The organism is Bradyrhizobium sediminis (assembly GCF_018736085.1).
Classification (GTDB): domain Bacteria; phylum Pseudomonadota; class Alphaproteobacteria; order Rhizobiales; family Xanthobacteraceae; genus Bradyrhizobium; species Bradyrhizobium sediminis.
Window position 1 is genome coordinate 2,439,882 of sequence record NZ_CP076134.1, and the last position, 19,489, is coordinate 2,459,370.

Sequence of the window (19,489 nt, forward strand, 5' to 3'; positions counted from 1 at the left end):
CGGCGACCAGCGCCGTCCGTGGCGCAAACATCACAGCCGGTCAGGAACTGCCGATCGTTCCGCATGGGACGAGTCCGCGTTCCGGCAGGACCAAGACGGTTGAGCTTTCTCGGGTCAATTTGCCGGCGATGGCCGCTTTGGCCGCAAGACCCGGGAATGATTAATGAAACCGATCGATGGCGCCGCGCGGACGAGGAAGACGATATCGGCGAAATTCATCGCGCCGCTGGCTGCGGGGATCGCAGCGCTTGCGGGATCGCCGGCGATGGCTGCGTGTCTCCAGTCAGGCAACACCGTCACCTGCAGCGGGGCCAGCGCTACCGGTTTCGGCACCGGCGTTGAGAACAATCTTGCGCTGACGGTTCAGCCGGATGGCTTGATTACGCTCGGCGCGGCCCAGAATGGCATCTATCTCGGCGCGGGCAACACCGCCATCAATAACGGCGCCATCGTCGTCGGCAACGGCGGTTATGGGATGCTGGGATTCGACAACAACACCTTCACCAACAACGGTTCGATAACCGTGAGTACGTCGGCCGTCGGCATGGCCGCCTTCGGCAACAACAACACCTTCACCAATGCCGGCACGATCGGCTCGGCCGCTCAAACCAGTTTCGGCATGGCCATCGTCGGCACCGGCAACACGGTCCTCAATTCCGGCACCATCAGCCTGATCGGCGACAATTCGATCGGCATCCGCGATCTCGGCGACAACAACAGCATCACCAATTCCGGCACGATCGCGATGGGTGGAACGAATAGCAGCGGTATCAACGTCACCGCCGCCGGCGGTGGCACGGTTCTGAACTCGGGCCTCATCTCGGTCGGCGACAACAGCATCGGCATTCAGGGCCTCGGCAACAACATCTTTACGAACAACGGCATGATGACGATCGGCTCCAATTCCGTCGCCATGTTCGTTGTCGGCAATAACAACGTTCTCGCCAACACCGGGACAATCAACTCGACGGGGTCGGGCGCGGTCGGCCTCAGCTTGCTCGGCACCGGCCACACGGTCACGAATTCAGGCACCATCAGCCTGACCGGCACGGGGTCCTACGGCATCGCCGCCGGCGTCATGGGGACCACGATCCTGAATTCCGGCATCGTCACGGTTGGCAGCGGCAGCACTGGCACCAACGGAGTGGGCGTCTGGCTGATGAGCGGAGCCAATTTTACCAACACCGGAACCGTCACGGGGGCGGGCGACTCTGGCAGGGGGGTCGATGTCGGCGACGACAACACGATGATCAACAACGGCACGATCAGTGCGACTGGCGGTTTGGGAACCGCTGTCGGCATCAGTGGCCTGAACAATACGATCGTCAACAACAGCATCGTCCGCGGCGGGGTCAACGGCTATTCGTTGGTCTCCCTGGGTACAACCGGAACCAGCATCACCAACAACGGCACGCTGGATGGGCAGATGATGGTCCACGGGACAGGCAACAGCCTGATCAATGCCGGGCTGATCACCATCACCGATCCGGGGACGGCGCTAACGGCCGGCAATCTGACCTTTAGCGGCACGTTCACCCAGACTGCCGCGGGCACGCTGTCACTGCGTCTCGGCAATACCGGCCTTCATGACAGCCTTTTGGTGCACCAGGCCAATCTCAACGGCACCTTGCGCGCGGTGCTGCAGGCGGGACTGTACGGGACGACGACGACCTATCAGGACGTCCTCGTCAGCAGCACCTCGGTCGCAGGCCAGTTCGCGAACGTCACGTCGTCGTCGGCCTTCTTCAACGCGGTTGCGACCTACAACGCCGGTTCGGTCGACCTGACGCTGACGCGCCAGGGCTTCGGCGCAGTCGCGGGCGAGACCGCCAACCAGCGCTCGATCGGCAACGCGCTCGAAGCCGGCTATTCGACCGCGCTGACCGGCGCTGCAGCGACCTTCTATAGCAATCTGTTGCAGGCGGGCTCGCTGCGTGTACTCGACCAGCTCTCCGGCGAAGGCAGCAGCGGCACCCAGAACACCGCGTTCAACGCAGGCACGCTGTTCGGCCAGACCATGGATAGCCAAATGGCGGCGTGGCGCGCGGGCAGCCGTGGCGGCGTCAATGGTGGTGCCGCGCTCGGCTACGCCGCGGAAGAGCCACGCGGTCCGGCGGCGGCCTTCGCCGCCCTGAAAGCGCCCGTCATGGCGCAGCCGCAGTGGAATGTGTGGGCCGCGGCCTTCGGGGCCGGGCAGCAGCTTTCGGGCAATGCTGGTGTCGGCAGCGCGAGCTTCAGCGATCGCGCCGCCGGCGGGTCGATGGGCGTCGATCGTCTCGTCAATCCCGATTTGTTGGTGGGCGTCGCCGCCGGCGGGTCGAGCGCGACCTTCTCCGTCGACGATCGTGCCACGTCAGGCAGGCTCGAAGGCGCCCATGTCGGCGCCTACGCGATGCAACGATACGGCGCCAGCTATCTTTCGGCACAGATTGCCTACAGTCATTTCAACAACAGCACGACGCGAACCATCGCCGGCGTCGGACCAACCGAAACCGCGCAGGGCTCGTTCGCCAGCGACCAGTTCGGCGGTCGGCTGGAGATCGGCCGTGCCTACGACTTCGGCCTCATTTCGGCGACGCCGTTTGCCGCCATCCAGGCCGCGCGGCTGTGGCAGTCGGCCTATACCGAAACCAGCACGGCCGGTGCTGCACCCGGCGTGCTCGGGCTGAGCTATGCCGCGCGCGCGGTCAACTCGTTGCCGGCCTTCCTCGGCGTCAAGTTCGACGGCCACACCGCTCTCGGCAACGGCATGATCTGGACCCCGTTCGTGCATGCCGCCTGGGTGCACGAATTCAAGCCGTCCCGCACCATCACGGCCTCGCTGACCGGCTTGCCGGTTCCGGCGTTCACCGTCGCCGGTGCAAGCGCCGCCTCCGATGCCGCGCGGCTCGATCTCGGATCGCGCCTTGCGATCACCCGCGGGTGGGAGGTGTCCGCGCGCGTGTCAGGCGAATTCTCCAACCTTGGCCAGAGCTATTCCGGCATGGGAGCACTGAAGGCGAGCTGGTAGGGAAGGATTGGCGGTCAGGCCGGTGGAGGACGTCGCATGTCGATCCTCACCGCCGGCGAGCTCGATTTTCTCGCCAGCTTGAACACGCGCTGGCGGCGGCTCTATTGGAATGAACTCATGCGCCTCCTGAAAGAGGATGACAGCCCGTTTCCGATCTCGCTGCTCCGGCAATGCGCGGCAGGGGAGCTAACGGCATTCCCTCGGATGCCGATTCGCGTGAAGAAGAAAATGTGTCCGCGGGGCGGAATTCAGCCCGCTTCAGCTCCGGAGACGGTAGGCATTGCGACGGGACCGGCGATCGGGCATAGCCCGCCTTGGTCGGCCGCGTTGCGGCCTTGTGCTCCCTGGGGAGGGGATATGACGTTTGCATCGCGCCTGGACCAGACACCGTCGCCTGCGCCTGCACAGGGCGACGTCCACGGCCATTGGACGACGGAAGCGGCCTTGGCGCTTTATGAAGCGCCCTTCAACGATCTGCTGTTTCGGGCGCAGACCGTCCATCGCCGACACTTCGATCCCAACAAGGTACAGCTCAGCCGGCTTCTCAGCATCAAGACTGGGGGCTGTCCCGAAGATTGCGGCTATTGCAGCCAGTCGGCCCATCATGATTCCGGCCTCAAGGCTTCGAGGCTGATGGAGGTGGACCGCGTCGTTGCCGAGGCGCGCAAGGCCCGCGACGCCGGCGCGACCCGGTATTGCATGGGCGCCGCATGGCGCAGCCCGAAGGATCGCGACATGGAAGCCGTCGTCGCCATGGTCGAGGGCGTCAAGGCACTTGGCATGGAGACCTGCATGACGCTCGGCATGCTCGACAGCGGGCAGGCCGCGCGGCTGGGGAAGGCCGGTCTGGATTATTACAACCACAACATCGATACGTCCGAACGCCATTACGGCAAGGTCATCTCCACGCACAGTTTTGCCGACCGCTTGGAAACGTTGGCTCATGTGCGGCAATCCGGTATCAAGGTTTGTTGCGGCGGCATCGTCGGCATGGGCGAACAGCCGATTGACCGCGTCGATATGTTGGTGACGCTGGCCAACCTGCCGGAGCAGCCGGAAAGCGTGCCGATCAATATGCTGATCCCGATCGAAGGCACGCCGCTCGCGAAAGCCGGTTCGATCGACTCGATCGCGTTTGTCCGCACCATCGCGCTGGCGCGCATCGTGATGCCGAAATCCTATGTTCGCCTCTCGGCGGGCCGCACCGCCATGACCGACGAGATGCAGGCCTTGTGCTTCTTTGCCGGCGCCAATTCGATTTTCGTCGGCGACACGCTGCTGACGGCCGGTAATCCCGGAGAAGACCATGATGCGGCGCTGTTCCGCCGTCTTGGCATCGAGGCGAAGGTGGAAGCGCTGAAGGTGCAGAAGATCGTCTAGCCAAAGCGGCGACCAGTCTATTCCGAGACCATCAGCGTCAGCCATTCCGCGACCAGCGCCGGCTTGATGCGGCGTTCGATCTCGACGGTGACGCCGAACGTCAGCGTCACCTGTCCGGGGGCGCGCTGTTCCGCCCCCTTCGCGATGAAGATGGCCCGGATCCGCGAACCTGAAGGAACCGGCGTTACCAGGCGGATGCTGTTGAAGCCGTAATTGTAGCCGATCTTCGTGCCTTCGATCGGCGGAATCACCTTCGGCCCCAACCCGCCGATGATCGCGAGCGTCAGGAAACCGTGCGCGACGGTGCCCCCGAGCGGGCTTTCCCGGGCGCGGACGGGATCGATATGGATATACTGGTTGTCGCCGGTAAGCGCGGCAAACGCATCGATCATCGGCTGGTCGATCAAGACCCAATCGGATCGGCCGATTTCACGCCCGATGGCTGCGCGGTAATCCGAAAGCGAAAGCGGCGGCCGCGGCATATAGCCGTCGCTCAGGATCGTCTGCTGGGTCTTGTGCATGGCTTAACCGATCCGTCCGCTGTGTTGCGTGATGTCACACGCCTCCGGGCCGCAAACGGGGGGCCGGACCAGGACGGGCTTCATGGAGCCTCGCGCCAGGACTTCAGGCGCGGCGTCGAACGGCATCACCTCCGTGGTGACCAGTTCGGTCTTGACGCGCCGTGCATCGACGAAGGCCATGGCTTTCTCGATGTTCGGACGACCCTGGCCTCGGCCGGTATAGAAATTGATGCCCCGGACATACATTTCCATCATTGGTATTGCGACTTCGCCGAAGTGGCAGCCGACGCTCGAACACTGTCCTTCCGGTTCGGTGGAGCGGATGGCGCAGCGAAGGGAATCCGCGTTCATGCTGGCGTCGACGGTGATCGGGTAGCTGCCGTGCCGGCGCGGTGGCGGCATTTCGATTGCGTTCGCGCCGAGTTTGGTCGCGATGTCGAGCCAGGTGCGATCGGTATCGATATAGTCGACCGCTCCGGCGCCGGCGGCGCGGGCAAAAGCGGCGGCGTAGAGCGCAACCGACCCGCAACCACCCATGATCAACACGTCGGCGCCCGGGTTGCGCAACAGATGCGGGACGGTCAGCTCGTAGCCGAACGGGATATTGTCGGACAGACTGGCCCAATGCGTCGGATCGACGCCCGGGGGCAGCGGCACCAGACTCGCCGGTGCATGAGGCACGCGCACCAGATCGGAGAACAGCCCGCCCCAGGGCCCCTGGACCGGTGAGCCGAAGGCTGCGCCGCGTGGAAAGTGCGAACAGGTGTTCGGCAGCTGCCGCCGGGCGCAGCGATGGCAGCGTCCGCAGGAGATGTGCCAGCTCACGATGACATGCTGCCCTCGATAGAATTGGGTGGCGCCGGGGCCGACATGGGCGACTTCCGCGACGCATTCATGGCCGATGGCGAACGGGCCCTCGAACGGTGTCGTTCCACGAATGATCGCCGTATCGAGATCGCAGGTTGTGGCTGCGATCGGGCGAACGATGGCGTCCTCCGGATGCTCGATCCGCGGTTCCGGGGCTTCGCGCCATTCAAGCTTGCGCGGTCCTAGAAAGACGAGTTCGCGCATGGTTCAGGCCTTTATGGCTGATTTCTTGTCGGCATCGAGCGCGCCTGAGGGCACTTGGATGGTGACAACTGGCATGAGGTTCTCCGAATTACTATGGCGATTGCCATACTATGGTGATCGCCCTATACCACCGCTCCGGATTGACCGCAAGAGACGCGCCGCAGCAATGACGAGGACGACCGACGCCCGACAGAAAGCGCTGGCAACGGCGGAACGCCTGTTCCGCACGCAAGGCTATGCGGCGACCGGCCTCACGCAGATTCTGGAAGAGAGTGGCGCTCCCAAGGGCTCGTTCTATTTTCATTTTCCCGACGGCAAGGAGCAGCTTGCGCGCGAAGTCCTCGAGGCCTACGGGGCCCGCACCGAAGCCGGGATGCGTCAGCTGGCCGGGCGCTGCGAGAACGACCCTGATCGCTTCATTCGCGCTCTCTGCAAGGGTATCGCGAAGGAAATGGAAGCGGCTGATTGGGGGATCGGCTGCGCGGCGCAGAATCTGGCAAACGAACTGGCGCCCTCGAACCGCGATTTCGCGGATGCGCTGGCAGCGGTCTTCGCAGCCTGGACCGCGGCCATCGCCGAGGTGTTCGCGGCAAGCAGTTCGTCGGGAACGGCGCAACGGCGGGCGATGGCGTTGATCGCCGCGCTCGAGGGTGCGCGCAGTCTCGCGCGCGCCATGCGCTCCGCAGCGCCGTTCGACGCCGTCGTCGCGCAGTTCACCCACGCGAAGTAAGCGAGCGTTCGGCGCTGGCAACGATGGTTCCGTCTCCGGCGAAGCCGCGCGGCTACCGCGCGTCCCGCGCCAGCAGTTTCGCGGGCGCCTTGCCCTGCGTCTCCCCCACCGTCAGCGCCATCACCGACATCGCCACGACCCGGTCGATGATCCCCTGGACGTCGTTGAGATCGCATTTGCCGTCCGACAGCTTGGTCAGCCGTTCCCGCTCGCGAATGGTGTGGTGCGCCATCGCCAGCGCGAAGTGCAGTCCCCAATAGAGATCGACCTCGTCGCGGCCGGGCAGCGAACGCCGCATCGCCGCGGCGAATTTCCGCAGGTGATCGACTTCGCGGTTCTTGATGCGGCGGATCGGCGGCACCGATTCGATCGAGGCGCGGATCATGAAGCGCGCCGCGGTCGAGCCCTCGCGGTCGGGACCGAGGCAGCCGCGCAGCGTCGGCCCGACCAGTGCGCGGAAGATGGCTTCGATGCCGGCGCGGCCGCCGCCTTTTTCCTCGGCGCCCTTCAGCTCGTTGAGCCGCTCGCGGTTGGTGGCGAGGCTGCGGGTCACGAACAGCTCGGCGATCAACTCGTCCTTGGAGCCGAAATGATAGTTCACCGCCGCCAGATTGACGTTCGCCGCGGCGACGATGTCGCGCAGCGTGACGTCGCCGAAACCGCGATCGGCGTAAAGCCGCTCGGCGGCGCTGAGGATTGCGGTTCTGGTCTGATCCGACGCCATGGCTTCCTCTTTCGTCATTCCGGGGCGCGGCGCAGCCGCGAACCCGGAATCTCACAATCTCCAGATTCCGGGTTCAGCCCTGTGGGCTGCCCCGGAATGACGAGAAGTCTGGATTTGCATTTCAAACGTATGTATGAAACTATCGTTTGAAGGGCCGGAAATGTCAATCATTGTTCGTAATGAGTCGCATTTCGAACCCGGCCCAAAGCCGCCGCGACGATCGTTGCAGGAAATGATCTTGCGGCGATTGGGGGGCGGGCAGACAGTGCGGCCCAAAGATTTCAGAAGGTGAGGAGCGTCCCATGGACTTCAATATGAGTGATCGCCAGAAAGATTGGCTCAATCGCGTGCAGTCTTTCATGACCAAGCACGTCCGGCCCGCGGTGCCGATCTACAAGCAGCAGGACGAAGCCGGCGAGCGCTGGAAGGTGATCCCGGTTCTTGAAGACCTGAAGAAGAAGGCGAAGGCCGAAGGCCTCTGGAACATGTTCATGCCGCCGTCCTCGCACGAGGACGATGAATTCCGCGGTGCGGGATTGAGCAACCTGGAATACGCGCCGCTGGCCGAAGAGATGGGCCACATCGGCTGGGCTTCCGAAGTGTTCAACTGTTCCGCGCCGGATACCGGCAACATGGAAGTGCTGATGCGCTACGGCTCCAAGGAGCACAAGCGGCAGTGGTTGAAGCCGCTGATGAACGGCGAGATCCGCTCCGCCTTCCTGATGACCGAGCCCGCGGTGGCGTCCTCGGACGCGACCAACATCGAAACCAGAATCGTGCGCGATGGCGATCATTACGTCATCAACGGCCGCAAATGGTGGTCGTCGGGCGTCGGCGATCCCCGCTGCAAGATCGCGATCGTAATGGGCAAGACCGATCTGAACGCTCCGCGCCATCAGCAGCAGTCGCAGATCCTGGTGCCGCTCGACACTCCCGGCATCAAGGTCGAGAAGATGCTGCCGGTGTTCGGCTACGACGATGCGCCGCACGGCCACGCCCAGGTGCTGCTCGAGAACGTCCGCGTTCCCGCCAGCAATATCCTGCTCGGCGAGGGCAGGGGCTTTGAGATCGCGCAGGGCCGTCTCGGTCCGGGCCGCATCCATCACTGCATGCGCACCATCGGCAAGGCCGAGGAGGCGCTGGAGAAGATGGTGAGGCGGCTGTCGTCGCGCACCGCGTTCGGCAAGAAGATCATCGAGCATTCGATCTGGGAGCAGCGCATCGCCGAAGCCCGCACCGACATCGAGATGAACCGCTTGCTGTGCCTCAAGGCCGCCGACATGATGGACAAGGTCGGCAACAAGACCGCGCAGCTCGAGATCGCCATGATCAAGGTGGCGGCGCCGAACATGGCGCTGAAGATCATCGACAACGCCATCCAGGCGTTCGGTGGCGCCGGCGTCTCCGACGACGCAGGCCTTGCCCGGGACTATGCTTCCATGCGCACCATGCGCCTGGCGGACGGCCCGGACGAGGTCCATAACCGCGCCATTGCCAGACTTGAACTTCGGAAGTATGCAAACGCTTCGAAGCACTAACAATAAAGGGAGGGCGAACGCAGCGCTCTCCCCGCCGTCATTCCGGGATGGTCCGAAGGACCAGACCGCAGGTGCGCAATCGCGCACCGGGGAATCTCGAGATTCCGGGTTCGATGCTGCGCATCGCCCCGGAATGACGGATGATATGGTAAGGGAGCGTCATCTTGGCCGAGGGCGTCAGAAGCGACGAAGAGTTTTCGGGCACCAAGCCCGTCGAGGAGCGGCATCGGATCGATGAGATCAGTCTCGACGGCTGGATGCGCGAGCATGTCGAAGGCTATCAGGGACCGCTGGTCGTCCTGCAATTCAAGGGCGGCCAGTCCAACCCGACCTACCGGCTCGATACCCCCGGGCGTTCCTATGTGATGCGGCGCCGGCCGTTCGGCAAACTGCTGCCGTCGGCGCATGCGGTCGATCGCGAATTCCGCGTCATCGCCGCATTGAGCAAGCAGGGCTTTCCGGTGGCGAAAGCCTATGCGCTGTGCACCGACGACAACGTCATTGGTGCGGCGTTCTACATCATGTCGATGGAAGAGGGCCGGGTGTTCTGGGATCCGACGCTGCCGAGCCAGACGCCGGAAAATCGCCGCAAGATCTTCACCAGCAAGATCGAGACGCTCGCCAAGCTGCACAATTTCGATCCGCAGGCCATCGGCCTCGGCGATTTCGGCAAGCCCGGCAACTACTTTGCGCGGCAGGTCGATCGCTGGACCAAGCAATACCGCGCCTCCGAGACCCAGCACATTCCCGAATTCGAGAAGCTCGCCGTGTGGCTGCCGAGCACCCTTCCGCAGCAGGAACGGGTTTCGATCGTTCACGGCGACTATCGTCTCGACAACATGATTTTCCACGCGACGGAACCGCGGGTGCAGGCGGTGCTGGACTGGGAACTGTCGACGCTTGGCGATCCGATGGCGGACTTCACCTATCTGTTGATGCAGTGGACCATGCCGGGTCTCGCCAATGCCGACCTCAAGGCGCTGAATATTCCGAGCATGGAAGAGGCCGCGAAAATCTATTGCAACGTCACCGGCAGCGCGGTTCCCGACCTCAACTGGTATTTCGCTTACAACCTGTTCCGGCTGGCCGGCATCACCCAGGGTATCGCCGGACGCGTGCGCGATGGCACTGCGGCCAATGCCAAGGCGATGGAGTCGGCCAAGCGCACGGTGCCGCTGTCGAAGGCCGCCTGGGAATACGCGCAGAAGGCCGGCGCGACCTGACGGTGTGCGCCATTCTGGAAGACTCGTCATACGCGGGCTTGACCCGCGTATCCATCGATCTTCAAGAGACTCCTTCGAAGCAGATGGATGGCCGGGTCGAGCCCGGCCATGACGGTTCTGCCGCGTAATCCCTACCGGAAACCGACTTGGCCCTTTCCCCGAATATTCGCGGAAGCCTGCTGATGGCGGTGGCCATGGCGGGCTTCACCATGAACGACGCGATCACCAAGGCGGTGTCGTCCGAGATGAACTTCGGCCAGATGATGCTGGTGCGGGGCCTGGTCGCGGTTGCGCTGATCGCAGCGCTTGCCGTGCATCAGGGCGCGGTGCGGCCGCTGCGCACGCTGATGATGAAGCCGGTAGCACTTCGGGTGGTCGGCGAGATCGGCGGAACGGTGTCGTTCATGGCGGCGATCGTGCACTTGCCGCTTGCCAACACCGCGGCGATCTTTCAGGCGCTGCCGCTGGCGGTGACGCTTGGCGCGGCGGTGATGTTCGGCGAGCCGGTCGGCTGGCGGCGCTGGCTGGCGATCGCGGCCGGCTTTGTCGGCGTCCTCATTGTGGTTCGGCCCGGACTCGAGGGCTTCAACCAGTTTTCGCTATTGGCGCTGACCGCGGTGGTGTTCTGCGCCGTCCGCGATCTCGCGACCAAGCAAATTCCCGCGAAGATTCCGTCGCTGTTCATTACCCTGGTGACGACCGTGACGATCACGATCACCGGAGCCGTCATCCTCGTTCCGCTCGGCGGCTGGACGCCGCCGTCGGGCCGCGCGCTCGGCCTGCTTGCGATGGCCGCGGTGCTGCTACTGGTCGGCTACCAGTGCATCATCATGGCGCTGCGATCGGGCGATATCTCGGCGGTGGCGCCGTTCCGTTATTCCGCGCTGTTATGGGCGATGCTGCTCGGCTATCTCGTGTTCGGCGATGTGCCCGACGCCATGATGGTGACGGGTGCTTCGACCATCGTGTCGTCCGGCCTCTACGCCTTTTACCGCGAGCACAAGCGCCACCGCCCGGTGGCGGCCGACGCATCCGGAATCCCGCCCGATGGGCTGTGATCGGCGTCTTGCGAACGTTGCCCGACGGGCTGTCCGACTACCCGACGGGCAAATCTTCCCGGCGCCCTCTGATCAAGAGGGTAAGGAGATTGAGAGCAAAACTCGGACGCCATGCGCCGCGAGATCGCGAAGGTATGTCAGATTATCGTCTCAGATTACCGTCATTGCGAGCGAAGCGAAGCAATCCATCTCGCCGCATAGGCGAAGAATGGATTGCTTCGTCGCTTTGCTCCTCGCAATGACGCCAATCAATCAGCTAAATCGGTTTCCCCGTATACGGCATCGAGGCGGTGAGGCCGCCGTCGACCGGGATCGCCTGTCCGTTGACATAGGATGCGTCGTCGCTGGCGAGGAACAGTCCCATCGCCGCCAGTTCGTGCGGCTGGCCGGCGCGCTTCAAGGGATTGAGCTGGCCGATCTTGTCCTCGGTGCCGCGCTCCTTGGCGCGATCGAACACCGGCTTGGTCATGCCGGTCTCGATCAGGCCCGGGCATACCGCGTTGATCCGCACCCCGGTGCCGGACAGCGAGTAGGCCGTGGTCTGCACCAGGCTGATGACGCCGGCCTTGCTCGCCGCGTAGGGATGGCCGCTGGCGCCGGACTTCAGGCCCGCCACCGACGCGGTGCAGACGATCGATCCGGACTTCTGCTTGATCATGTGCGGCATCGCATATTTGATCGCGAGAAACGGGCCGATCAGATTGATGCGCAGGATTTCCTGCCAGTGTTCCACGGTCTGCTCGGGAATCGGCACCAGCCCGCCGCTGACGCCGGCATTGGCCCAGATCGCGTCGAGCCTGCCGTATTTCGACACCGCCTTGTCGATGAAGGCCTTGACGTCGCTTTCCGAACCGGCATCGGCCATCACGGCTTCGACGGTGCCGCCGGCGTCGCTGACCAGCTTTGCCGTCTCTTTCACGCTCTCGCTGCGGTCGACGATGATCAGCTTCGCGCCTTCTTTGGAAAACAACAGCGAAGCTGCGCGGCCGATGCCGCTGCCGGCGCCGGTGATGATGACGGATTTGCCTTCGAGGCGGCCCATGATTTTCTCCCTTATAGCTTTGGATTGCCGGCGCTTGCCGCCTTGCGGAATTTCAAACAAGATTTCAAACGCTCGAGTCGCTTCGAACGCACTTGAGGCGATGTGTGCTCTGACGTAGGACACGGGACAATATTGAAGGGTCTTTGCGATGTCCAATCCAGCCAAGCCGGCAGTGGTCGTGACGCGGTGGTGGTGGGTGCGCCATGCGCCGGTGCGCAGCGACGGCGGCAACATCTACGGCCAGACGGATATCGCCTGCGATACCGGCGACCGCGAAGTGTTCGAGGCGGTCGCAAAGATATTGCCGCGCCAGGCCGTCTGGTACGCGAGCAGCCTGATGCGGACGCATCAAACGGCGGAAGCCATCTGGGCCACCGGATTTCCCAGGCCCGCAACCATGGCCCGCGAAGCGGCTTTTGCCGAACAGAATCTCGGGCAATGGCAGGGAATGAATCGCGCTGCATTCCTGGCCAGCCGTCCGGTCGGCAGTCATTGGTTTGCTGCGATCGACGAGGCAGCGCCTGGCGGCGAGAGTTTCATGGATCTCTATAACCGCACCTGTGACGCAGTCGACCGCATCAATCTCGAACATGCCGGCAAAGACGTGATCGCGGTCGGCCACGGCGGAACCATCAAGGCCGCCGTCGGCCTCGCGCTCGGCGGTCAACCCGAAAAAGGCCTCGCCTTTGACATCGACAATTGTTCGGTGACGCGGCTCGATCATTTCGCAAGCGCGGGCAAGAAAGTCTGGCGGCTGCCGATGGTCAATCAGCAGCCGTGGATTGCGGATGCCTCGCACAACGCCATGCATCAGCCTGCGGGCCCGGAGGTCATACCGGAAACCAAGCTCGCGTAACTGTCATTCCGGGACGGTCCGCAAGGACCGGACCACAGGTGCGCAATTGCGCACCGGGGAATCTCGAGATTCCGGGTTCGATGCTTCGCATCGCCCCGGAATGACGTTAGACGTGAAAACCATGACCGGCGTCGCCGGACCAATATCTGGGAGAAACACATGACCTTGTTCGACATGACCGGAAAAGTCGCCGTCATCACCGGTTCCACCCGCGGCATCGGCCGCGCGATTGCGGAACGGATGGCCGAGCACGGCGCCAAGGTGGTGATCTCCTCGCGCAAGCAGGATGTGTGCGATCAGGTCGCCAAGGAGATCAACGACAAGTTCGGCAAGGGCACAGCGGTCGCCATCGCTGCCAACATTTCCAGCAAGGAAAATCTGCAGAACCTGGTCAACGAATCCAACCGCGCCTTCGGCAAGATCGACGTGCTGGTCTGCAACGCCGCGTCCAATCCCTATTACGGGCCGCTCGCCGGCATTTCCGACGACCAGTTCCGCAAGATCCTGGACAACAACATCGTCGCCAACAACTGGCTGACCAGCATGGTGGTGCCCCAGATGATCGAGCGCAAGGACGGCTCGGTCATCATCGTGTCCTCGATCGGCGGCCTGAAGGGGTCGACCATCCTCGGCGCTTACGCGATCTCGAAGGCCGCCGACATGCAGCTCGCGCGCAACCTCGCCTGCGAATACGGCCCGCACAATGTTCGCGTCAATTGCATCGCGCCGGGCCTGATCAAGACCGACTTTGCCAAGGCGCTGTGGGATAATCCGGAAAATCTGAAGGCATCGACGTCGCGCTCGCCGCTGCTGCGCATCGGCATTCCCGACGAGATCGCAGGTGCCGCGGTGTTCCTCGGCTCTGCGGCCGGCAACTTCATGACCGGCCAGACCATGGTGATCGACGGGGGTGCCACGATCAGCTGACGCTGCGCGTCACTCCACCGCCGCGTACACCAGGCTGCGCAGCATCGAACGGATATATTCGCGCTGGCCGGGGCCCTGCATCATGAACACCGCGAACATGTCCTCGGCCGGATCGATGAAGAAGAACGTTCCGGCCATGCCGCTCCAGAAGTACTGACCGGCCGAGCCCGGAAAGGGCGCCATGCCGGTGTCGGTGCGGACCGCGAAGCCGAGCCCGAAGCCGTGACCGGCCGGCATCAGCGGCGAAGAGACCTTGACGTCGGGGCCGAGATGATCGGACGCCATCAGTTCCAGCGTCTTGCGGCCGACGATCCTGTTGCCGTCGAGCGTGCCGCCATTGAGCAGCATCTGGCTGAAGCGCGCATAATCCATGGTGGTCGAAACGAGGCCGCCGCCGCCGGATTCCATCACCGGCTTTTCCAGCATGTTGAAGAACTGCACCTTGTCGCCGGTCCAGGGATCGTTCGGGAACGGCTCGGCGAGCCGGCCGGCGTTCTGCTCGCCGGTGTGGAACGCGGTCTCGGCCATCTGCAACGGCGCGAGGATGCGTTCGGTCAGGAACGCGCTCAGGCTTTTGCCGGAAACCACCTCGATGACGCGGCCGAGAATGTCGGTGGAGCGGCTGTAATTCCATTCCGCGCCCGGCTGGCACATCAGCGGCATGCCGGCGACCATGGCTGCGTGTTCGGCGTTGGTGATCTTGCGGCTGCGGAGCCGCGACTGCTGGTACATCTGCTGCACCAGCCCGTTGCCGGTGTGGTCGTAGGTGATGCCCGAGGTGTGGCGCAGCAGATCCTGTATCGTCATCTGCCGCTTCAACGGGATGAGGTCGAGCTTGCCGTTGTTTTCGACGCCGACCTTCTGGTCGGCAAATTCCGGGATGAACCCCGAAACGGGGTCGCTGAGCAGGAAATGGCCGTCCTCGATCAGCATCATGATTCCGATCGAGACGATCGGCTTGGTCATCGAGAAGATCCGGAAGATCGAGTCATGCGCCATCGGCGCGCTCGCCGACGGGCCCTGCCTGCCGAGCGCGTCGAACCAGCCGATCTGGCCGCGCCGCGCCACCATCACGGTCGCGCCCGGCAGCGTGCCCTTGTCGATCTCGCGTTTGAAGGCGTCCGACATGCGCTGCAGCCGGACCGGGGACAGACCCAGCGATTCCGGCTTGGCCTGGGGCAGCGAGGGCGTCTGCGGGGCGGAGCTGTGCTTTGCGGCGGTTTGCGCGGTCATGGTTTCTCCCGTTTGTTGCTCTTGTTGCTGGCCGTCTGAGAAGTCTGGCGCAGAACGCTCGACTTGAATAGGGCCGTCCGGTTAACCGCTTCGCCCTTGCAATCGGGGCGCTGCCTATGCTTGAAACGGCGCGGATCTGCGGCGACGCGGGTTCCCTGTAGGAGTGTAGCTCAATTGGTAGAGCACCGGTCTCCAAAACCGGGGGTCGCAGGTTCGAGCCCTGCCACTCCTGCCAGCTAATTCAAATACTTAAGCTGACTTCCTGCAGCAGCCGGTGATGCGTTTTGAGCGCTGCCGGAACGGGTACGTGACGTTTCCGTCAGCCGCTTGGCTTGCGTTCGCGGGAATCAGACGGCGCCCGCGGTCATCCGGCTATTTTGCTGAACCAATTCGGGGACGGGCAGGTGGGGTTCGCCGGCGGGTGGATGGTGCGCGCCGGCATGGACGGATTTTTCGACGCGCTTCGACCACGACCTGTAATAGGCGACCGCCGTCATGATCGCGAGGCCACAGGTTCCGACCAGGAGTTGGGCAAGAACCCCGCCGGAAATCCTTTCCAGAACCAGCGATGCAATGAAGGAAAGGTAGATTCCGACGCAAAACACTTCGAGGGACTGCTGGCCGCATTTGACCAGCGGCCGCCAGATGGCGGCCTCCAGTCCCGGCGCGTCGATCGGTATCAGCCGCGCGCCCACGATGATCAGGATCGCCAGATGCAGGAAGCGGTAGGGCGCCAGATTGGTCTTGTCGTTCGGATTGAAGGCCTCGAACAGCGCGCGCGGAAGAACTCCCTGTAGCGCAGGCAGGAGCGCCGCCAGGGTCATGGCGGCCGCAAACGCCAGATAGATCAGGCCGAGCCAGAAAACGGTCCGGGAGCGGACCAGGAAGTGCAGCGTATTGGCGCCGCCGAGCGCCAGCCACGCGCCCAGCACGAACAGAAGCTGCCACGCGAGCGGGTTGAAGTACCAGACGCCCGAAGGATAGGAGGGCAGATTCCACCCGAACTGCCGGGCGGCGAAATAGAGCAGCACCGATCCGGCCATGACCCAGTTGCCGTGCCGGAGCATCAGCCAAAGCACCGGCGGAAAGGCGCCCATCAGGACGACGTAGAGCGGCAGCACGTCCAGATTCAGCGGCTTGTATCGCAGCAGCAGCCCCTGCGTCAGCGTCTCGACCGGCGCATTGAGCAGGAGGGCTACATTGTACAGATCGATGAAATCAGGCGTGTGGAATTTGTCCGACAGGAAATGAACGGAAGTCAGATAGGCCACGAACAGCAGGATGTGGGCGACATAGATTTGCCAGACGCGCCGCAACAGCCGCGTCGTCCCGAACAGGAAACCGCGCTCTTGCATCCTTCGCGTATACACCAGCGCCGACGTGTAGCCGGAAATGAACACGAACAGATCGGCGCCGTCGCTGAAGCCGTAGTTCCGGAACGAAAACCAGGCCAGCACGGTGCTGGAAACATGTCCCAAAAACATCGCCCAGTTGGCGAGGCCACGAAACAGATCGAGGCGCAGATCGCGCTGGGACGGTGGGAGGGCTAGTACGACTTTCATTGGTTCCCAGTTCGCGCGTGACTATCCGGAAGATCGGGATTTTCGCCGCGCCCGGCTCGAATCCATCGTTGGAGCCTTCGACTGTCGCTAAAAACCAGGGAAATGCTAGGGGTGGCGCGGGCGGTCCTGTTGAGCCATGTCAAGGCAGGCGCAGCTTTCAGACCCGGTCCGCGATGCAGGGTAGGGAGCGGTCGACGGGCACGACCGGGCAGGGTCGAGCCCATCGAAGTCCGTCATCAAGCTGCCCGGCAAAGCCCTTGATCCTGGTCGGTCCGCCCTCGACCGGCTCTGCCCGGTGGTTGTCTCTACCTTGACCTTTGGCCGGGTCCGCAGTACATAGCCGCCACCTGCAGCCGGCCCGTTTGACGGATATCCGGCGCGGCTTTGATTTCCCCCGAATATCGAGCCCGCTTGCCGGCTCATCCTTCAAGAGAGGGCTGGGCGCTAGAGGGCTGTTCGGATTCCTTAACAGACAGATCGTCCCGAGGGACGCGGATTACACCAACGATGGCTTTCAGCCCGTTCAAGTTCCTGCAGGAAGTGCGCTCGGAGACCGCCAAGGTCACCTGGCCGACCCGGCGCGAGACCACGATCACCACGATCATGGTGTTCGTGATGGTCGCGCTGGCCTCGATCTTCTTCTTCGCCGCGGATCAGATCATCCGCGTCCTCGTCACCTTTTTGCTCGGTATCCACTGATGGCAAGCGCCGGAACGCAAACGATGGACAAGCGCTGGTATATCGTCCACGCCTATTCGAACTTCGAAAAGAAGGTCGCGGAGTCGATCCGCGAACAGTCGAAGCAGCGCGGGCTCGAAGACCTGTTCGAGCAGGTCCTGGTGCCGACCGAAAAGGTCACCGAGGTGCGCCGCGGCCGCAAGATCGACGCCGAACGCAAGTTTTTCCCGGGCTACGTGCTGGTGAAGATGAAGCTCACCGACGAGGCCTTCCATCTGATCAAGAACACCCCGAAGGTGACGGGCTTCCTCGGCGCGGAAAACAAGCCGATGCCGATCTCGGAAGCCGAAGCCATGCGGATCCTGCACCAGGTGCAGGAAGGCGTTGAACGCCCGAAGGCGTCGGTCTCGTTCGAGATCGGCGAGAATGTGCGCGTGGCCGACGGCCCGTTCGCGTCGTTCTCCGGGGTGGTCGAGGAAATCGACGAGGCGCGCTCGCGCGTGAAGGTCGCGGTGTCGATCTTCGGCCGCGCCACGCCGGTCGAACTGGAATTCGGTCAGGTCGAGAAGGTCTGATCGTTGTTGTCATTGCCGGGCTTGACCCGGCAATCCATCTGCTTCGTAAAGATCATTTTGCGAAGATGATGGATGCCCGGATCAAGTCCGGGCATGACGAAGAGAGCAAGCGGCGAGGCCGCTTGAGAAGTGCCGTGGAAGGGGACTGACGGTCGCCAGCCGTCATGCGAACCGGACCACGGAACCTGAAACAGCCGATTTCGGTCGGCACAACAGGAGTGAGATATGGCAAAGAAAGTGACCGGATACCTGAAATTGCAGGTGCCGGCCGGTGCGGCGAACCCTTCGCCCCCGATCGGCCCCGCGCTTGGTCAGCGCGGCCTCAACATCATGGAATTCTGCAAGGCGTTCAACGCGCAGACGCAGAAGGAAGAAAAGAACACCCCGATTCCGGTGGTGATCACGATCTACGCCGATCGTTCGTTCACCTTCGAGATGAAGACCCCGCCGATGTCCTTCTTTCTCAAGCAGGCCGCCAAAATCCAGTCCGGATCGAAAGCCCCGGGCCGCGACAAGGCCGGTGCGGTGACCAAGGCGCAGGTGCGCGAGATCGCCGAGAAGAAGATGAAGGATCTCAATTGCGACTCCATCGAGTCGGCCATGAAGATGGTCGAGGGCTCCGCCCGTTCGATGGGTCTTGAAGTTGCGGGGTAACGGGTCATGGCAATCGGAAAACGCTTGAAGAAGGCCCGCGAGGGCGTTGATCGCGAGAAGCTTTATCCGCTCGCGGACGCCATCAAGATGGTCAAGGAACGCGCCACGTCGAAGTTCGACGAGACGGTCGAGATTGCAATCAATCTCGGCGTCGATCCGCGTCACGCCGACCAGATGGTCCGCGGCGTGGTGACCCTGCCGAACGGCACCGGCCGCACCTTGCGCGTCGGCGTGTTCGCGCGCGGTGCCAAGGCCGACGAGGCCAAGGCAGCGGGTGCCGACGTCGTCGGCGCCGAGGACCTGGTCGAGAAGGTGCAGGGCGGTCAGATCGATTTCGACCGCTGTATCGCCACTCCCGACATGATGCCGCTGGTCGGCCGGTTGGGTAAGGTCCTCGGACCGCGCGGCATGATGCCGAACCCGAAGATCGGCACCGTGACCATGGACGTCACGTCAGCCGTGAAGGGCGCCAAGGGCGGTTCGGTCGAGTTCCGCGTCGAGAAGGCCGGCATCGTGCAGGCCGGTATCGGCAAGGCGTCGTTCTCGGAAGAGAAGCTGGTGCAGAACGTCAAGGCGCTCGCGGACGCGGTCGCCAAGGCGAAGCCAGCCGGCTCCAAGGGTACCTACATCCAGCGCGTGGCGGTTTCCTCCACCATGGGCCCGGGCGTGAAGGTCGAGCCGAGCACGCTGCTCGGCTGAGGCCGATC

Annotated in this window: 18 protein-coding genes and 1 tRNA gene; 13 read left to right on the top strand and 6 right to left on the bottom strand. The window is 63.4% G+C overall.

What is annotated here, in order from left to right; translation table 11 throughout:
* Nucleotides 1-163 precede the first annotated feature (163 nt).
* Both KMZ29_RS11705 and bioB read left to right on the top strand, forming a co-directional pair.
* Nucleotides 164-3,010 (top strand): autotransporter outer membrane beta-barrel domain-containing protein, encoded by a 2,847-nt coding sequence (locus KMZ29_RS11705; RefSeq protein ID WP_215623809.1) that lies wholly within the window; start codon nt 164-166, stop codon nt 3,008-3,010.
* Nucleotides 3,011-3,367: 357 nt separating this feature from the next.
* Complete coding sequence (gene bioB / locus KMZ29_RS11710; protein WP_215623810.1) at nt 3,368-4,390, top strand: biotin synthase BioB; 1,023 nt, start codon at nt 3,368-3,370, stop codon at nt 4,388-4,390.
* A 17-nt stretch (nt 4,391-4,407) separates the two neighbouring features.
* Here bioB and KMZ29_RS11715 read toward each other — a convergent pair whose 3' ends face one another.
* Together KMZ29_RS11715 and KMZ29_RS11720 are read right to left on the bottom strand one after the other, a co-directional pair.
* Nucleotides 4,408-4,911: a MaoC family dehydratase gene (locus KMZ29_RS11715; RefSeq protein WP_249779901.1), complete on the bottom strand. Its 504-nt coding sequence runs from the start codon at nt 4,909-4,911 to the stop codon at nt 4,408-4,410.
* Between the two features lie 3 nt (nt 4,912-4,914).
* Nucleotides 4,915-5,982, bottom strand: coding sequence for a zinc-dependent alcohol dehydrogenase (locus KMZ29_RS11720; RefSeq protein ID WP_215623811.1), 1,068 nt, complete (start codon nt 5,980-5,982; stop codon nt 4,915-4,917).
* A 166-nt stretch (nt 5,983-6,148) separates the two neighbouring features.
* Here KMZ29_RS11720 and KMZ29_RS11725 point away from each other — a divergent pair, with 166 nt between their 5' ends.
* The gene (locus KMZ29_RS11725) at nt 6,149-6,712 is read left to right on the top strand and encodes a TetR/AcrR family transcriptional regulator (RefSeq protein WP_215623812.1); all 564 of its coding nucleotides are present in this window, start codon (nt 6,149-6,151) and stop codon (nt 6,710-6,712) included.
* Between the two features lie 52 nt (nt 6,713-6,764).
* Here the strand turns inward: KMZ29_RS11725 and KMZ29_RS11730 are convergent, their stop codons facing one another.
* Nucleotides 6,765-7,436, bottom strand: a complete 672-nt coding sequence (locus KMZ29_RS11730; protein WP_215623813.1) for a TetR/AcrR family transcriptional regulator — start codon at nt 7,434-7,436, stop codon at nt 6,765-6,767.
* A gap of 302 nt (nt 7,437-7,738) precedes the next feature.
* Here KMZ29_RS11730 and KMZ29_RS11735 point away from each other — a divergent pair, with 302 nt between their 5' ends.
* From KMZ29_RS11735 to KMZ29_RS11745, 3 genes are all read left to right on the top strand, one after another.
* A complete protein-coding gene (locus tag KMZ29_RS11735) occupies nt 7,739-8,974 on the top strand; it encodes an acyl-CoA dehydrogenase family protein (protein WP_215623814.1) in 1,236 nt (411 codons plus the stop codon).
* A 164-nt stretch (nt 8,975-9,138) separates the two neighbouring features.
* Nucleotides 9,139-10,197: a phosphotransferase family protein gene (locus KMZ29_RS11740; protein ID WP_215623815.1), complete on the top strand. Its 1,059-nt coding sequence runs from the start codon at nt 9,139-9,141 to the stop codon at nt 10,195-10,197.
* A 146-nt stretch (nt 10,198-10,343) separates the two neighbouring features.
* Nucleotides 10,344-11,255, top strand: coding sequence for a DMT family transporter (locus KMZ29_RS11745; protein ID WP_215623816.1), 912 nt, complete (start codon nt 10,344-10,346; stop codon nt 11,253-11,255).
* A 256-nt stretch (nt 11,256-11,511) separates the two neighbouring features.
* Here the strand turns inward: KMZ29_RS11745 and KMZ29_RS11750 are convergent, their stop codons facing one another.
* Nucleotides 11,512-12,297 carry an SDR family NAD(P)-dependent oxidoreductase gene (locus KMZ29_RS11750; protein WP_215623817.1) on the bottom strand — a complete coding sequence of 262 codons (786 nt, stop codon included), beginning with the start codon at nt 12,295-12,297 and terminating at the stop codon, nt 11,512-11,514.
* A gap of 148 nt (nt 12,298-12,445) precedes the next feature.
* Here KMZ29_RS11750 and KMZ29_RS11755 point away from each other — a divergent pair, with 148 nt between their 5' ends.
* Nucleotides 12,446-13,153 (top strand): histidine phosphatase family protein, encoded by a 708-nt coding sequence (locus KMZ29_RS11755; protein WP_215623818.1) that lies wholly within the window; start codon nt 12,446-12,448, stop codon nt 13,151-13,153.
* Nucleotides 13,154-13,312: 159 nt separating this feature from the next.
* Complete coding sequence (locus KMZ29_RS11760) at nt 13,313-14,080, top strand: SDR family NAD(P)-dependent oxidoreductase (RefSeq protein WP_215606190.1); 768 nt, start codon at nt 13,313-13,315, stop codon at nt 14,078-14,080.
* A gap of 9 nt (nt 14,081-14,089) precedes the next feature.
* On the opposite strand, the gene KMZ29_RS11765 is transcribed toward KMZ29_RS11760, so the two are convergent.
* Nucleotides 14,090-15,313: a serine hydrolase domain-containing protein gene (locus KMZ29_RS11765; RefSeq protein WP_215623819.1), complete on the bottom strand. Its 1,224-nt coding sequence runs from the start codon at nt 15,311-15,313 to the stop codon at nt 14,090-14,092.
* A 159-nt stretch (nt 15,314-15,472) separates the two neighbouring features.
* On the opposite strand from KMZ29_RS11765, the gene KMZ29_RS11770 reads away from it, so the two are divergent.
* Nucleotides 15,473-15,548 (top strand) — tRNA-Trp (locus KMZ29_RS11770).
* Nucleotides 15,549-15,660: 112 nt separating this feature from the next.
* On the opposite strand, the gene KMZ29_RS11775 is transcribed toward KMZ29_RS11770, so the two are convergent.
* A complete protein-coding gene (locus KMZ29_RS11775; RefSeq protein WP_215623820.1) occupies nt 15,661-16,875 on the bottom strand; it encodes an OpgC domain-containing protein in 1,215 nt (404 codons plus the stop codon).
* Nucleotides 16,876-17,382: 507 nt separating this feature from the next.
* Between KMZ29_RS11775 and secE the strand changes: the two genes are divergently transcribed.
* The 4 genes from secE (at nt 17,383) to rplA (ending at nt 19,481) form a co-directional block, all read left to right on the top strand.
* The gene (gene secE / locus KMZ29_RS11780) at nt 17,383-17,574 is read left to right on the top strand and encodes a preprotein translocase subunit SecE (RefSeq protein WP_024509066.1); all 192 of its coding nucleotides are present in this window, start codon (nt 17,383-17,385) and stop codon (nt 17,572-17,574) included.
* A 23-nt stretch (nt 17,575-17,597) separates the two neighbouring features.
* Complete coding sequence (gene nusG / locus KMZ29_RS11785; protein WP_215606194.1) at nt 17,598-18,128, top strand: transcription termination/antitermination protein NusG; 531 nt, start codon at nt 17,598-17,600, stop codon at nt 18,126-18,128.
* A gap of 225 nt (nt 18,129-18,353) precedes the next feature.
* Nucleotides 18,354-18,782 (top strand): 50S ribosomal protein L11, encoded by a 429-nt coding sequence (gene rplK, locus KMZ29_RS11790; RefSeq protein ID WP_007602986.1) that lies wholly within the window; start codon nt 18,354-18,356, stop codon nt 18,780-18,782.
* A 6-nt stretch (nt 18,783-18,788) separates the two neighbouring features.
* On the top strand, nt 18,789-19,481 hold the full coding sequence (gene rplA, locus KMZ29_RS11795) for a 50S ribosomal protein L1 (protein ID WP_215623821.1): 693 nt from the start codon (nt 18,789-18,791) through the stop codon (nt 19,479-19,481).
* The last annotated feature ends 8 nt before the right edge of the window (nt 19,482-19,489 follow it).